Origin of the sequence: Spirosoma luteum DSM 19990, from assembly GCF_000374065.1 — a bacterium.
GTDB lineage: Bacteria > Bacteroidota > Bacteroidia > Cytophagales > Spirosomataceae > Spirosoma > Spirosoma luteum.
This window is the reverse complement of the sequence record NZ_KB893269.1, coordinates 53,662-67,562: the sequence shown is the minus strand read 5'-3', so window position 1 is coordinate 67,562 and position 13,901 is coordinate 53,662. Positions and strand designations below refer to the sequence as shown.

The following is a 13,901-nucleotide window of genomic DNA, read 5'->3' as shown; positions in this document are numbered from 1 at the left end:
TAAGTTCTGAATACTCTTCCAGTAAGACTTTAGCACTGCGGCCCTTCAACCGTTTCAACATGTCACTGATACTCAACTTGGGCGGATAACTTACGTGAAGGTGAATATGATCTTTACTCACAACACCCTTTAAAATCTGAACATCCAGTGTATCGCAAGTCTGACGAATTAATTCCCGGCAACGTACTTAAATATCGCCCCGCAACACTTCGTACCGATACTTGGTGCTCCACACGATATGAGCCTGTAGTTGGTGAACACTATGACTACCTTTTCGTAGAGTTTGCATCCCCAAATTTAGCCCACATTTGTAGAAGCTAAAGCCTTGCCCTAAAGGGCATAGCTTGCACTAGCGTCTGAGACCAGTCAACGGTACGGTAAGTGCATACCAGGGGTATAAACGAGTTCCCACCGTAACACCCCATTGCAGGATATTACGGCGGGAACTCGTTTATACTCGTGTTTACACCGGTTTACTTACCGAACAGGCCACCGAGCATGCCGCCCAGACCGCCACCACTGCTCTGACTACTCTGCCCGCCCTGATTACCCATTGCGCGCATCAGGTCGCTCATATCCAGTTTGCCATCGGCCATTGCCGATGACGCAGCCCCCATCCAGTCGATGCCCTGTTTGCCGGTTGCGGCTCCCATGATGGTGTTTTGGTCAATATCGGAATCGTTGGGGTCGGATGCTTTGTGCATTAATTTACTCAGTACGACCGGTACCACCGAAGCGGCTATCGACATGGCTACCTGGGGCGAGATACCTAATTTCTGCATCAGGTTCTGCTCCACATCCTGCTGAACGCCCTGCGTAACAGGGTTTTCGTGCACGTTTTGGCCACCGCCCGTTACCATACCTAACAAATTGCCAAGGCCACCGCCCTGGGCCTGCTGCCCCAGACTACCCATAATGGTACTGGTAATAGTTTGCATCACATTATCGTTTTGCTCGTTCGGGATAGCCGGGTTATTTACGACTGCCTGACCTGACTGCTGCTTAACCAGGTTCATCAATGTTTCTAACATAGTATTGATTTTTTAGAAAATAGTAAACGGGAATAGGTATAAGGACGCCCCGTATTAAAATTAACCAGATTCCGGTCGATTAGTCTACCCGAATCCGTTAATTTGTCGTGAATATATTTTCCTGCCTGTATGACGAACGAAGACCCAAAGAGCAGCAACTCAACAACAGATTCGGAGTCGGCCCCCATCACGGCCGTCCATAACGAAGACCAACAAAACAGCAACTCAACGCCTGAACTCAATCAATTCGCCGAAAAAGCTGCCCCCCTACTCCCCGATTTGCTGTACCCGAGTGAGTCAGATGAACCCCTCGAACTAACGACCTGCTACCTGAAACAGGCTGAGCCACTCACCGTAAGCCATATTAAGGACTGGCAGATGCTTCCGCCCTCGGTATATGTGGAAGAAATTCCGGAAGCTGACTTCTGGGAACCCGTCACAACGCAGCAGGAATGGTATGAGGAAGCAGAAAAGATTAGAGCCGCGAAATTTCAGCAATTGAAATACGTGGTGGAGCAGGCACTAACCGTTCGGCAGGTATTCCGGGTGGGCGAAACGGAAATGGATGTGTACCTGCTGGGCCGACAGGAAAGTGGCGACCGGGCGGGGCTTAAAACGAAAGTGGTGCAGACGTAATTTGTTCGTGGTTTGTTGTTTGTGGTTTGACGTTTCACTGGTAAACACTTCGCGGTTATGCAATTAACGACAAACCACAAACAACGAACAACAAATAAATCATTTATCCTGATTCAGTTCCCGCTCTTCGTAGGCCAGATCGTACTGCTTTAGTACATCGGCGGGTACGCCTTCCCACTGGTTAGGCACGTTACCCACGTAACCCAGGTCTTTGATACCCATCTGACTGGTAAAAAAGCCGGTGGCGGTCATGTTCCGCATCAGGCTGAAAAACGAAGCCCCCTGCGACATGTTGGATTTAACCTTCGATGGGTAGGCAATCTGGTCCACCAGTTCGATCTGCTGCGCTTTGGTACATTGCACAAATGGCTTACCGAATAGCTTGGTCGACGTGTTGTCCAGCCAGCGGATGCCGCCCCGCATGGGGGTCTGGTTGTTGGGCTGATCTTTCATCATAAATTCGATGAAGGCCGGAACCCCCGACTGCGATGCACTGCCCGATTTGGCATCAGCCGGAATAATGATGTCCGACAGTACCGTAACCGTTTGCAGTTCGTGGGGGGTGAAGAACTTCTCACTCATGAGCTGGGCATCCCGCTCGGCTTCAAATTTCTGGCGACCTCCCGGAATTTTCAGGGGTTTGGGCTGTGGTTCGGGCACAGCGGCTTCAACCGGCGTAACGGCCAGGCCAAAACCAGTTAGTGATAGGGCTTTTAGGGTGTCTCTGCGTTTCATATTAGTAAGTTTCTCGGTTTTGGTCTTCGGTCTACGGTTAACATTACTCATCCGGAAAATCAATACGTTCATACATAGCTTCCGGTTCATTTGGTATGTGGTTTACGGTTGGCTGACGCGAACATTATCTGCGTCAGCCAACCGTAAACCACATACCAAAAACCGTAAACTAGTCATATATTCTTCTTCTTGACCTGATCGATTAAATATTCACTCGTGCGCATGGAACTGGCCAGAATGGTCCAGGTAACGTTTTTATCCCCCTGCGACGGGAAGGGAGCCGCATCGACGATGAACAGATTCTTTACGTCGTGCGCCTGCTGGTATTTGTTCAGCACCGAGTTTTTGGGGTCGTTGCCCATCCGGGCGGTGCCTACCTCGTGGATAATCAGTCCCGGCGCGGCCAGACCGTAGTTGTTTGTCGCATTCGGCTTGTCGCCCAGGGCAATACCACCCATCGAATGGATTATTTCCTCGAAGGTTTCCTGCATGTGTTTGGCCTGCTTGATCTCGTAATCCGACCATTTGTAGTTGAACCGCAGCACCGGAATACCATATTTATCCACCACGTTCGGATCGATTTCGCAATAGTTACTTTCGAGGGGGACAGGTTCACCCCGGCCCGCCATGCCCACGTAGGCACCGTAGAACCGCCGGTAATCATCTTTTAAACTGGCACCGTAGCCGCCACCGGGTTTCATCTTGCCGTCGCGACCGGCAATCATGCCGTTCATGGCTTCGATGCCCCAGCCAAAGCCGTAGGCAGGCATGCCCATACCACCCCAGTATTCGATGTGGTACCCGCGGGGGAAATCCAGTTTTTTGTTGTCCAGCCACCAGGGCGTGAACACGTGCATTCCCCCTACGCCATCCTCATTGTAGCGTTTGCGGTCCATGAGGGCCGGAATGAACGCCGAGCGGCTGGCACCCGTTGAGTCATTGATGTACTTACCCACCACGCCACTGGTGTTGGCCAGGCCATTGGAGAAGCGGCTCGACTTGGAGTTCAGCAGCAGCCGGGCTGTTTCGCCCGCGCTGGCCGCCAGCACCACCGTTTTTGCTTTGACAGTCACTTCCTGCAACGTCTGGGTATTCACGTAGCTTACGCCCGTTGCCAGTCCGGTTTGCGGGTCGGTGAGCACTTCGCGCACCATAGCGCCATTAATGAGCGTCACGTTACCCGTTTTCATGGCGGGTTTCACCAGCACCGACGAGGACGAAAAGTCGGCATACGCCTGACAGCCACGACCACACTGGCTACAGTAAAAACAGGCGCCCCGCTCATCGTTGATGGATTTGGTCAGGATACTCAAGCGGGAAGGGATAACCGGAATACCCAGCGAACGGGCACCCTTCCGAATCATCAGCTCGTGCAGGCGGGGTTTGGGCGGGGGCAGAAAAATACCGTCGGGTTCGGAGGGCATGTTTTCTACCGAGCCAAATACACCGATGAGCCGGTCGACCCGGTCGTAGAATGGTTTGATATCTTCATACCCGATAGGCCAGTCTTCGCCCACACCGGTCATACTTTTCCGCCGAAAATCGTCGGGGGCGAAGCGGAGTGAGATACGCCCCCAGTGGTTGGTGCGGCCGCCCAGCATCCGGGAACGAAACCAGTGAAAATCGGACCCTTTCGCGTTCGTGTATGGTTCCCCTTCAATGTCCCAGCCGCCCCAGGCTGCATCGAAATCGCCGAAGGCCCGCGTGGTACTGGCTCCGCGCCGGGGCGACTCCCAGGGCCATTTCAGTTGGGTGATGTACTTCGGATCGGCGGGGTCGAAATAACCGCCCGCTTCGAGCAGAACGACTTTCGCCCCCGCTTTGGCCAGGGTATAAGCAGCCATACCGCCCCCCGCGCCTGAGCCAACAATGGCAACATCGTACTCAACCGGTGCTTTTGGACTATGAAATGAACTCATGCAGTAGGTAAGTTTTTAATAAATTTTAAGAAATGCAATATACGCACAGGCCTACTTACTAATCAAGGCAATGCCCGTAAAACAATATTTTTATAGGCGGCTTCCGCCTTTCCACCGCCGTGGATTTGCAAACCAATCAAACCCGCCCGGGGGATAGCAGGGTCCTGCTCCACATAATCTACCGTTTGCTTACCATTGAGCCAGAGCCGGATGCGGGGGCCTTCGCATCGAATTCGGTAGTCATTCCAGTCATTCGGCCGCAACAGGCGTTTTATCAGGCTGGAATCGGGCGCAACCAGGGTTTTGTTCCGGCGCGACTCATCGTACAGACTCCCCCAGTAACCGGTACCCAAATCGGCCTGGTAACCGGTCATTTCGTAGGCCGGATCCGTTAGTCGCTGGCTGCGAAGCTGCACCCCGCCGTTCACAAAGCCGGTACCAACCAGTTTCCACTGGAGGGTCAACTCAAAATCGGCATAGCTGCGGGTGGTACACAGGAAATCGTTGTGTGGAACCTGTTTTTCCAGCGAACCGCCCACCAGGGCGCCATCCCGAATGCGCCAGGTACCCGTTGTATCGCCTTCCCAGCCCCGGAACGTTCGCCCATCGAACAGCCTGACCGGCGGAGCTGGTGACTCAATAAAGCCAGAAAAGACGAACAGGCATACCAGTAACAGGGCCTTTATCATAGCATGTTTGGGGTAACAACAGTTCTATAAGCAGTTACCTGCCTGATTTTACCCAAAAAAATGACCACTATCGTTAATCGAACAGGTACCAGTCGACCCCGAAGGCGAAACCCCGGCGCATTTGCAGAAAATCGGGGGCGACGAAGTAGCCGGGCTGAAAAACGCCCTGGTTGGCGTGGGTCAGCTTCACGAACAGGCGGGTTCGGTTTACGCGCAGGTTGGCGTACACATCGGCCAGCACGGCCCCTTCCACGGCCTGCCGGTTTTGCAGGTAAAACTGCTGGGTAACGGGCATGTAGGCATCGGCGTAATACGACGATTTATAATGCAGGTCGATACCGGCCTGGATATACAGCACCTTGGCGTACAGAAACTCGTACTGCAGGCGGGCGTTCATAAAAAACGGGGGCGTGCGCAATACATCCGTCCGGGATTGAACGGTGTAATAGCCCTGCCCCGCCAGCAGAAACTTACCCACCTGCAGGTGATACCCCAAACCCGTCCGGAGCACACTAAACGAGCCATCAACCTGCTGGGGAGCCGCTTTTTCGTCGAAATAGATGTAATTGCTCAGCAGGTAATAATCCAGCATCGGCTCCAGCCGGATGTTTTTGTACCGCAGGTTGAGTTTGCCAAAGGCGTGGTTATAACCGCGCAGACTGAAGTTGTTACGCCAGAAGAATAAGGGACTCTGAAACCGCTCCTGCAACAGGGTTGGGTTGACAAACATAGAACTGTACCCCGCCGTCAGCAACTTACTGTCGAGTTGCCCCTGCAGCCGGTACCCCCCGCCCACCTGGTATTCGAGTTCGGCCGTTACCTGCGACAGGCTGTCGGGGAAATAATAGCCCATCCAGCCACCCAGAAAGGTTTCGAGCCGGGGCGTGGCGTATTCGTTGAAACTGTTGCGCGTTTCGTTGTAACGGGTGAACTGCCGGTAATTCCGGACGCGTAGGTACGTGCGGTAATTGAACGACGATCCTTTGAACTGAGCAATTCCCTTGATGCCAAACTGGTTTTCGAGCAGCCGAAAACGCGCCAGCTGGAAAATGCGCGAGGTGTCGCCGGTAAACGTCGGGTAAAATGGCAGGGGTTCCGTACTGGTTATTGGGGTAATCGACTGGTTGAGCCGCAGGGTATCGTCCTGATAGAAATTCCGGTGGGATTTATAATCGAAACGGTGGTAGAGCTGAAACCCTTTATCAAGTACAAACTGGTGGTACGCATGGTAATCATTGCGAATCTCCCAGCCGTGCGGTCCCTGCACGGATCCCACGCCGGAGCGCAGCCGCGGATCACCGGTATAGTTGTAAATAATCGGGATCCGGTTCCCGTCCGCCGTAATGGTTTGACCTGGCAACACTCCGCCCTGCTCATCGAGGCTGTGGTTCATGTTGTTGAAGTGCGCCAGCAGGGTGTATTTTTCGTTCTTCGAGGTGTAGTTGGTGTGCAGCACAACGGCCCAGTTCTGCGCCAGCAGTTTGTAGGGGTCATTGGTTCCGCTGGTTCCGAACTGTTTCTGGGAGGTAAACCGCTGCACATTGAAGCCAACATTCCAGCGGGAATTGATATTCTGGGCCATGTCGAACCGCAGAATATTCTGGTCATTCCCACCCAGCGCCACGTACATATCCGTAAACGGCGACTTCGTATTGAAATATTTCACCCCCATTGTCGGATACGCATAGGGCTCAAAGACGTAATACCCCGACTGGGCACCCAGTTGCGTGGGTTCCTGCACGAATACCGGCCGGATGGGGGTGCCGAGGGCACCTAAATCCTGGTACAGATTCTGGCTCCGCTGTACGTAGGTGAACCGATGCACATTATCCATGGTCGTATCCACGGTGTACAGCTTCTTCCGGTTATTGAAAATATCGTCTTCCAGTACGTACCGGGTCGATTTGGGTCCGTAAATAACTTTGGTCGAGTCGTCGATGATGCTGGTACCGGTTCCGGTGCCGCCCGTGGTGGAGGTAGGCATCGTTTGCCGCCCGCCAAACCCACCGGGAAAGCCACCCGGCTGGGTTGAGCCCGGAAATTGCTGCGCCCGGCCGGTGCTGACCAGCCCGATCAATAAAAAAAGGAGGAGTAACCGTCGATTCATTCCGTCAAAAGTACGGCAAAACGCCGGACAGCAGGATACCACCGGTAGCCGTTATTGGGTATTTAACGATTTTTAAGCCCCATCTCCTCCATTGCGGCCAGGAAAGCGGGTTCCTGACCGGCTAAAAACTGCATGGACACCGGCAGGTAATAGAGGGGCCACGTGGCCCGCTCGGCGGGTGTGAGCAGGGCGTCGAGTTTCACCCAGTCTTTTTCGGTCGTCAGCAGGGACGTATCCGCCGGCAAGTCGGTTACCAGTTGCTCCAGCGTTGGGCGGGTATAGGGGTGATGGTCGGCAAAACGGGCATGCCGAACCAGGGGAAAGTGCTGCCGGACGTACTGTTCCAGGGGTGTGGCATTGGCAAGGCCCGATACCAGCACCACCGCCCCCAGCTCCGTTACCGCCTGGCCCGTGGCGAAGGATACGGGGGACTCATAGGCCAGACCGGCAAAAAAAATCGGTGTTTCGGGCCTGGTATACGGACGAATCTGACTGGCGATTTGCGTCTGTTCGGCCAGAGACAAGGTAAGGGGGCATTTGGTCACCACCAGGACATCGGCCCGGCGGGCCCCTTTCCGCCGTTCGCGGAGCCTGCCGCCGGGGAAGGGCTGATCAGCATAAAACGGGCGGTTGTAGTCCATCAGCAGAATGGAAACGTGGGGTGCGAGGGGACGATGCTGGAAGGCATCATCGAGCAGGACCCGTTTCGTTTCCGGGTGTAGTTGAAGTAAGGATTCAATCGCTTCGACCCGGCGTTCACCCACGCACACCCGAACGGAGGAGTTAAACTTACGGTAGAGTTGCCGGGGCTCATCGCCAATGGTGTCGGCGGTGTCGGCAGCGGTTGCCACCCGGAATCCGGTTGTCGTTCGGCCGTACCCCCGACTCAGCGTGGCGAGTGCTCCCACCCGAAATTCGTTGGTAGCCAGAAACCGTTTAATCAAAAATTCGACCATGGGTGTCTTTCCGGTTCCCCCAACCGTTAAGTTACCGACACTGACCGACTGTACATTTGGTCGTTCAGCCGTTAATAAGGCATTATCATAGAGCCAATTACGGATATCGGTTAGTCCGCCATACACCCCACTGAATGGGCTGAGTACCCATTCCCTGACCGAACGCTTCATTATTATTTTCGTATTATTGCCCTCCTGAGCCATCAAAAGTAGTACTTTTAGGACTGATAATTTTTTGCCCTGCCCACCTGACCAATGAGTTTAAAAGTCGACTTCATCCCATACACGTTGCACTTTCGCTTCGAAGCAGGTACGTCGCGCGGCACCCTCACGCAGAAAACGTCCTATATCATTCGCCTGTACGACGATGAGAATCTGTCGGTTATCGGCTACGGCGAATGTGGCCCGCTGGTCGGGCTGAGTTATGATGACCGGCCCGATTTTGCCGAGTGCCTGGAGCAGTGCTGTCAGGACTTTAATGAACTGGACCTTCAACTGTTTAGCTGGAACCTGCCCATCATTCTCAATCAGGTTATCAGCCCACAGTTCCCGAGTATTCTTTTCGGTTTCGAGACGGCCATGCTTGACTTTCTGGCCGGTGGGCATCGCCTGATCAAACCCTCCGATTTCACGACCGGTGAACGGGCTTTGCCCATCAACGGTCTGATCTGGATGGGCAGTCAGGCGTTCATGCGCCAGCAAATTGACGAGAAGCTGGACGCCGGCTATACCACCCTGAAATTAAAGATCAGTGCGCTCCATTTTGAGGAGGAGTGCGACCTGCTGGCTATGATCCGGTCCCGCTACTCGGCCGACCGGATTACCCTTCGGGTGGATGCCAACGGGGCCTTCACGCCCGACGAGGTTATGGCAAAACTAACCAGGCTGGCTTCGTACGAGCTGCACTCGATTGAGCAACCCATCCGGGCGGGTCAACCGGATGCCATGGCCGACCTCTGCCGCCATTCGCCCGTGCCCATTGCACTCGATGAGGAGCTGATCGGACAAATGGAATACGTGCAGAAATACCGGTTGCTGAAAAAGATTCATCCCCAGTTTATCATCCTGAAACCGACCCTGCTGGGCGGATTACGCCACTGCGATGAGTGGATCGAACTCGCTGGCCGGCTTAATATCGGCTGGTGGATTACCTCTGCCCTGGAATCGAACATCGGCCTGAATGCCATTGCCCAGTATACCGGGCAGTTCAAAAATGTACTACCGCAGGGGCTGGGAACAGGTCAGTTGTATACCAATAACGTTTCCAGCCCGTTGTATACAGCCGGTGGCTACCTGCACTACGATACCGCCCGATCCTGGAATGTGAATCCCCTACAGGGTGGCCAGTCCGAGCCACTACACACCTAACGCGCAACCCTTTGAACCTCCCCGCCGATCATATCCGTCTGTTATTTGGCCTCAAACTTCGTCAGTTACGACTCGACAAAGGGCTTTCGGTCAGCGAGTTGGCTCACCAGTCGGGTTTATCCATATCCTACGTAACCGAAATTGAGAAAGGGCGAAAATACCCAAAAACCGATAAGATTTCGGCCCTGGCCAATGCCCTGCAGGTGGACTATGACTCGCTGGTTTCGCTGAAACTCAGCAAGAAGTTAGAGCCCATCTCCGACCTGTTACGCTCTAAATTCCTGACGGAAATACCACTGGAACTCTTCGGCATTGACCCCTCCGACCTGCTCGAGCTGCTGGCCGAAGCACCCGCCAAAGTGAGTGCCATGGTGCGCACCTTCATGGATATTGCCCTCAGCTACAACATGAGCGTCGAGCGCCTGTACCTGACCATGCTGCGGTCGTATCAGGAACTGCATGACAATTACTTTCCGGATATCGAAGCCGATGCTGACCGGTTTCTGGACGAGTTTGCCCCCGCCGATCAGGTTGTGAGCGAAGCGCTGCTCATCAACCTGCTCAAGACCCGCTACGACATCCGCCCCGAACAGTTCGATGCCCGCACCCAGCCGGAACTGGTAGCCCTGCGCTCCATTTTGCGGCCCGAAACCCACACCCTGTACCTGAACGCCGATTTGTCGGCCGGGCAGCGGGTTTTTATTCTGGCCCGGGAAGTAGGCTTCCAGTTTATGCAGTTAAAAAATCGGCCCTATACCTATTCCTGGGTAGAAGCTGAGTCGTTTGAACAGATACTGAACAATTACAAGGCCTCGTATTTTGCCGGTGCCATTCTGATTCGGCGGGAGAAGCTGGTGGCGAAGCTAAGTGACCTGTTTGCCCGCGACACCTGGCATAACGATGATTTTCTGCAACTCATCGATCACTTCAAGACAACCCCCGAACAGTTTTTCTACCGGCTCAGTACGGTACTGCCCAGTCAGTTTGGTATCGACCAGTTGTTTTTTTACCGCTTTAATCACACCCCCGGCCAGATTACCTTCCAGCTGACCAAAGAGATGCACCTGTCCCGGAAGCAGGGGCCGCGCGGTATCGTCGACGAGCATTTCTGCCGCCGGTGGATAGCCTGGACCATCCTGGAGGAGTTGCAGTTTATCCAGCAACATAAATCGTTCGACGGTATTCTTTGTCGGGCGCAGCTCTCCGAGTATGCCGATTCCGGCCAGCAATACCTGATTATTTCGGTGGCGCATCCGTTCCAGCCTGAGTCCGGGCAAAACATTAGCCTTTCGATGTGCTTTGCGGTCAACGATAACCTGAAAAGCAAAATGAAGTTCCTCAACAACCCGGCTGGCGTGAAGTCCCTACATGATATCCCGTTCCGGGTGGTGAACCAGACCTGCGAACGCTGCGCTATTTTCGACTGCCGGGAGCGGGTAGCCGCTCCCGCGGTACTGCAAAAGAAACGCCAGTTCGACGCGCTCAGAAAAGCGGTAGCAGGGCTCGACTAGTTCATGGAGCTTGTCCGCATCAGGGGGCAACATCCCTACTTAACGCTCATTCGAAGCTGGTACGAAGCCGCTTTCCCCCCGGAAGAACGGCGGCAGTTTAGCAAATTGGTGCAACTCCTCCCCTATCCGGACCTGCACCTCTGCGCCCTGGTTCAGGGCGGGCAACCGGTTGGTTTCATTAGTTACTGGCAGTGGCCCGATGCCGGTGTACTGTTCATCGAGCACTTCGCCATCGACCCTGACTTGCGGGGCCAGCAACTGGGACAGCAGGCCCTTGCGCAAGTGATCAGCATCCCCGCTGCGTATTATCTGCTGGAAACCGAACGCCCGACGGATGACCTAAGCAGGAGACGGATTCGATTTTACGAACGGCAGGGCTTTCAGGTCAATGACTTCTTCTATGCCCAGCCGCCCTACCAGCCCGGAAGCCCGGCTATTCCGATGAAGATTCTGTCGTTGCCGGTTATACTGGATAAAGCCGTATTTGAGGAATTTTGCGGGCTGATTGCGGAACGGGTGTACCGGCGGTTTTACTAAACTCAACCTTGACTTTACAACACAGAAAACCCGGCTGATTTTAAAATCAGCCGGGTTTTCTGTGTTGTATGCGAAAAACTACGCGTTTTGCTTCATCCGAATGATGTTCAGCGCGGCACCCGCTTTGAACCACTCGATTTGGCCTTCGTTATAGGTATGATTCACTGGGAATTCGTCTTCCGTACCGTCGGCGTGGTGCAGCACGATTTCCAGCGGGCGACCCGGTGCAAATTCGGTCAGACCGTTGATGTCGATGGTGTCGTCTTCCTGCACTTTGTCGTAATCAGCGGGGTTGGCAAATGTCAACGCCAGCATCCCCTGTTTTTTCAGGTTTGTTTCGTGAATCCGGGCGAATGACCGCACCAGAATAGCCCGCACACCGAGGAAACGGGGCTCCATGGCCGCGTGTTCGCGGGAGGACCCTTCACCGTAGTTCTCATCGCCAACGACAATGGAACCAACCCCGGCAGCTTTGTACGCCCGCTGTACGGCGGGTACTTCGCCGTATTCTCCGGTTAGCTGATTTTTAACGGTGTTGGTCTTCTCGTTGTAGAAGTTTACCGCACCAATCAGCATGTTGTTCGAGATATTGTCGAGGTGACCCCGGTACTTCAGCCAGGGACCCGCCATCGAAATATGGTCGGTGGTACACTTGCCTTTGGCTTTGATGAGCAGTTTCAGCCCTGTCAGGTCCGTTCCCTCCCAGGCCTTAAACGGGGCCAGCAACTGGAGACGGTCGGACGTTGGCGACACGATAACCTGCACACCCGAACCATCTTCGGCGGGGGCCTGATACCCGGCATCCTCCACGGCATAGCCTTTTACGGGTTGCTCAATGCCCTGTGGCTCATCCAGTTTCACCTGCTCACCGGCTTCGTTGGTCAGCGTATCGGTCATGGGGTTAAACGTCAGATCACCGGCAATGGCGAAGGCCGTCACGATTTCGGGCGAAGCCACGAAGGCATGGGTGCTGGCGTTGCCATCATTCCGTTTGGCGAAGTTCCGGTTAAACGAGGTGATGATCGAGTTCTTGCGGGTTGGGTCGTCCATGTGCCGCGCCCACTGCCCAATGCAGGGGCCACAGGCGTTGGCCAGCACAACGCCACCAATCCGTTCAAACGTATCCAGCAGTCCATCGCGCTCGGCCGTAAACCGAACCAGTTCAGAACCAGGCGTAACGGTGAATTCCGCTTTGGTTTTCAGATGCTTCGCCGTTGCCTGAGCCGCTACCGACGCCGACCGGGTCATGTCTTCGTAGCTGGAGTTGGTACAGGAACCGATCAGGCCTACTTCCAGTTTGGCAGGCCAGTTATTTTCTCTTATCGCTTTAGCGAAGTTAGAAAGAGGCCACGCCAGATCGGGCGTGAATGGCCCGTTGATGTGCGGTTCCAGTTCCGTCAGGTTGATCTCGATCAGTTGATCGTAGTACGAAGCGGGATCGGCGTATACTTCTTCATCGGCCCGCAGATCGGCTTTAACGGCTTGCGCGGCATCAGCGATGTCGCCCCGGTTGGTAGCCCGGAGGTAATCGCCCATTTTATCATCGTAGCCGAAGATCGACGTCGTAGCGCCAATTTCAGCACCCATGTTACAGATCGTTCCTTTACCAGCCGCCGACAGTGTTTCGGCCCCTTCGCCGAAATACTCCACGATGCAACCGGTTCCGCCTTTTACGGTCAGAATACCCGCTACCCGCAGGATAACGTCTTTCGCCGACGACCAGCCACTCAGTTTACCGGTTAGTTTAACGCCAATCAGTTTCGGCATTTTCAACTCCCAGGCTAAGCCAGCCATCACGTCGCAGGCATCAGCACCACCCACACCGATGGCAATCATACCGAGTCCCCCCGCCATTGGCGTATGCGAGTCGGTACCGATCATCATACCGCCCGGGAAGGCGTAGTTTTCCAGCACGACTTGGTGGATAATTCCTCCGCCTGGTTTCCAGAAACCGATGCCGTATTTATCTGAAACGGACGCCAGGAAGTCATATACTTCTTTATTCTTGTTTTTAGCAATATCCAAATCCTTCACGGCCCCTACTTCGGCCTGAATCAGGTGGTCGCAGTGAACGGTGGACGGGACAGCCACTTTAGGCCGACCGGCCTGCATGAACTGTAGCAGCGCCATCTGGGCCGTGGCATCCTGCATGGCCACGCGGTCGGGGGCAAAGTCCACGTAGGCTTTACCGCGCTCGAATGCCTGGGTAGTAGCACCAGAAAAAAGGTGACTGTATAAAATTTTCTCCGACAGGGTCAGCGGTTTACCAACTGCCTTTCGGGCTGCCTCTACACGTCCGCCAAGGGTCGCGTACACGCGCCGAATCATGTCTACATCAAAAGCCATAACTAACAGGAATAACGGGTTACTGAATGAATACTCTACTGGTAGAACCACCGGTATCAGAAAATG

General features: G+C 54.3%; 11 protein-coding genes and 1 pseudogene. 4 read left to right on the top strand and 8 right to left on the bottom strand.

The features are described 5' to 3' along the window. Together tnpA and B156_RS0119655 are read right to left on the bottom strand one after the other, a co-directional pair. A pseudogene (gene tnpA / locus B156_RS30945) lies at positions 1 to 289 on the bottom strand (IS200/IS605 family transposase); the annotation flags it as partial. A 184-nt stretch (positions 290 to 473) separates the two neighbouring features. Next, positions 474 to 1,031, bottom strand: coding sequence for a DUF937 domain-containing protein (locus tag B156_RS0119655; protein ID WP_018621490.1), 558 nt, complete (start codon positions 1,029 to 1,031; stop codon positions 474 to 476). A 129-nt stretch (positions 1,032 to 1,160) separates the two neighbouring features. On the opposite strand from B156_RS0119655, the gene B156_RS0119650 reads away from it, so the two are divergent. Continuing rightward, positions 1,161 to 1,667 carry a nuclease A inhibitor family protein gene (locus B156_RS0119650; RefSeq protein ID WP_018621489.1) on the top strand — a complete coding sequence of 169 codons (507 nt, stop codon included), beginning with the start codon at positions 1,161 to 1,163 and terminating at the stop codon, positions 1,665 to 1,667. 99 nt (positions 1,668 to 1,766) lie between these two features. On the opposite strand, the gene B156_RS0119645 is transcribed toward B156_RS0119650, so the two are convergent. The 5 genes from B156_RS0119645 to lpxK all read right to left on the bottom strand — a co-directional run bounded on the left by B156_RS0119645 (position 1,767) and on the right by lpxK (position 8,277). Continuing rightward, positions 1,767 to 2,402, bottom strand: a complete 636-nt coding sequence (locus B156_RS0119645; protein ID WP_026260933.1) for a gluconate 2-dehydrogenase subunit 3 family protein — start codon at positions 2,400 to 2,402, stop codon at positions 1,767 to 1,769. Positions 2,403 to 2,575: 173 nt separating this feature from the next. Beyond that, a complete protein-coding gene (locus B156_RS0119640; RefSeq protein WP_018621487.1) occupies positions 2,576 to 4,321 on the bottom strand; it encodes a GMC family oxidoreductase in 1,746 nt (581 codons plus the stop codon). Positions 4,322 to 4,383: 62 nt separating this feature from the next. After that, the gene (locus B156_RS0119635) at positions 4,384 to 5,010 is read right to left on the bottom strand and encodes a 3-keto-disaccharide hydrolase (protein ID WP_018621486.1); all 627 of its coding nucleotides are present in this window, start codon (positions 5,008 to 5,010) and stop codon (positions 4,384 to 4,386) included. A 73-nt stretch (positions 5,011 to 5,083) separates the two neighbouring features. Beyond that, positions 5,084 to 7,117 carry a putative porin gene (locus B156_RS0119630; RefSeq protein ID WP_018621485.1) on the bottom strand — a complete coding sequence of 678 codons (2,034 nt, stop codon included), beginning with the start codon at positions 7,115 to 7,117 and terminating at the stop codon, positions 5,084 to 5,086. Between the two features lie 62 nt (positions 7,118 to 7,179). Further along, a complete protein-coding gene (gene lpxK / locus B156_RS0119625) occupies positions 7,180 to 8,277 on the bottom strand; it encodes a tetraacyldisaccharide 4'-kinase (protein ID WP_018621484.1) in 1,098 nt (365 codons plus the stop codon). A gap of 51 nt (positions 8,278 to 8,328) precedes the next feature. Here lpxK and B156_RS0119620 point away from each other — a divergent pair, with 51 nt between their 5' ends. From B156_RS0119620 to B156_RS0119610, 3 genes are read left to right on the top strand one after another with little or no spacing between them, the layout of a single operon-like run. Next, on the top strand, positions 8,329 to 9,441 hold the full coding sequence (locus B156_RS0119620) for an o-succinylbenzoate synthase (protein WP_018621483.1): 1,113 nt from the start codon (positions 8,329 to 8,331) through the stop codon (positions 9,439 to 9,441). 11 nt (positions 9,442 to 9,452) lie between these two features. After that, positions 9,453 to 10,952: a helix-turn-helix domain-containing protein gene (locus B156_RS0119615; RefSeq protein ID WP_018621482.1), complete on the top strand. Its 1,500-nt coding sequence runs from the start codon at positions 9,453 to 9,455 to the stop codon at positions 10,950 to 10,952. 3 nt (positions 10,953 to 10,955) lie between these two features. Next, the gene (locus B156_RS0119610) at positions 10,956 to 11,489 is read left to right on the top strand and encodes a GNAT family N-acetyltransferase (protein ID WP_018621481.1); all 534 of its coding nucleotides are present in this window, start codon (positions 10,956 to 10,958) and stop codon (positions 11,487 to 11,489) included. 78 nt (positions 11,490 to 11,567) lie between these two features. Here B156_RS0119610 and B156_RS0119605 read toward each other — a convergent pair whose 3' ends face one another. Next, on the bottom strand, positions 11,568 to 13,835 hold the full coding sequence (locus tag B156_RS0119605; RefSeq protein ID WP_018621480.1) for an aconitate hydratase: 2,268 nt from the start codon (positions 13,833 to 13,835) through the stop codon (positions 11,568 to 11,570). Positions 13,836 to 13,901: the final 66 nt, after the last annotated feature.

Bases quoted from the DNA above. Each gene is read 5' to 3' on its own strand.
- B156_RS0119655 (WP_018621490.1), bottom strand. From the start codon at position 1,031: ATGTTAGAAACATTGATGAACCTGGTTAAGCAGCAGTCAGGTCAGGCA.
- B156_RS0119650 (WP_018621489.1), top strand. From the start codon at position 1,161: ATGACGAACGAAGACCCAAAGAGCAGCAACTCAACAACAGATTCGGAG.
- B156_RS0119645 (WP_026260933.1), bottom strand. From the start codon at position 2,402: ATGAAACGCAGAGACACCCTAAAAGCCCTATCACTAACTGGTTTTGGC.
- B156_RS0119640 (WP_018621487.1), bottom strand. From the start codon at position 4,321: ATGAGTTCATTTCATAGTCCAAAAGCACCGGTTGAGTACGATGTTGCC.
- B156_RS0119635 (WP_018621486.1), bottom strand. From the start codon at position 5,010: ATGATAAAGGCCCTGTTACTGGTATGCCTGTTCGTCTTTTCTGGCTTT.
- B156_RS0119630 (WP_018621485.1), bottom strand. From the start codon at position 7,117: ATGAATCGACGGTTACTCCTCCTTTTTTTATTGATCGGGCTGGTCAGC.
- lpxK (WP_018621484.1), bottom strand. From the start codon at position 8,277: ATGGCTCAGGAGGGCAATAATACGAAAATAATAATGAAGCGTTCGGTC.
- B156_RS0119620 (WP_018621483.1), top strand. From the start codon at position 8,329: ATGAGTTTAAAAGTCGACTTCATCCCATACACGTTGCACTTTCGCTTC.
- B156_RS0119610 (WP_018621481.1), top strand. From the start codon at position 10,956: ATGGAGCTTGTCCGCATCAGGGGGCAACATCCCTACTTAACGCTCATT.
- B156_RS0119605 (WP_018621480.1), bottom strand. From the start codon at position 13,835: ATGGCTTTTGATGTAGACATGATTCGGCGCGTGTACGCGACCCTTGGC.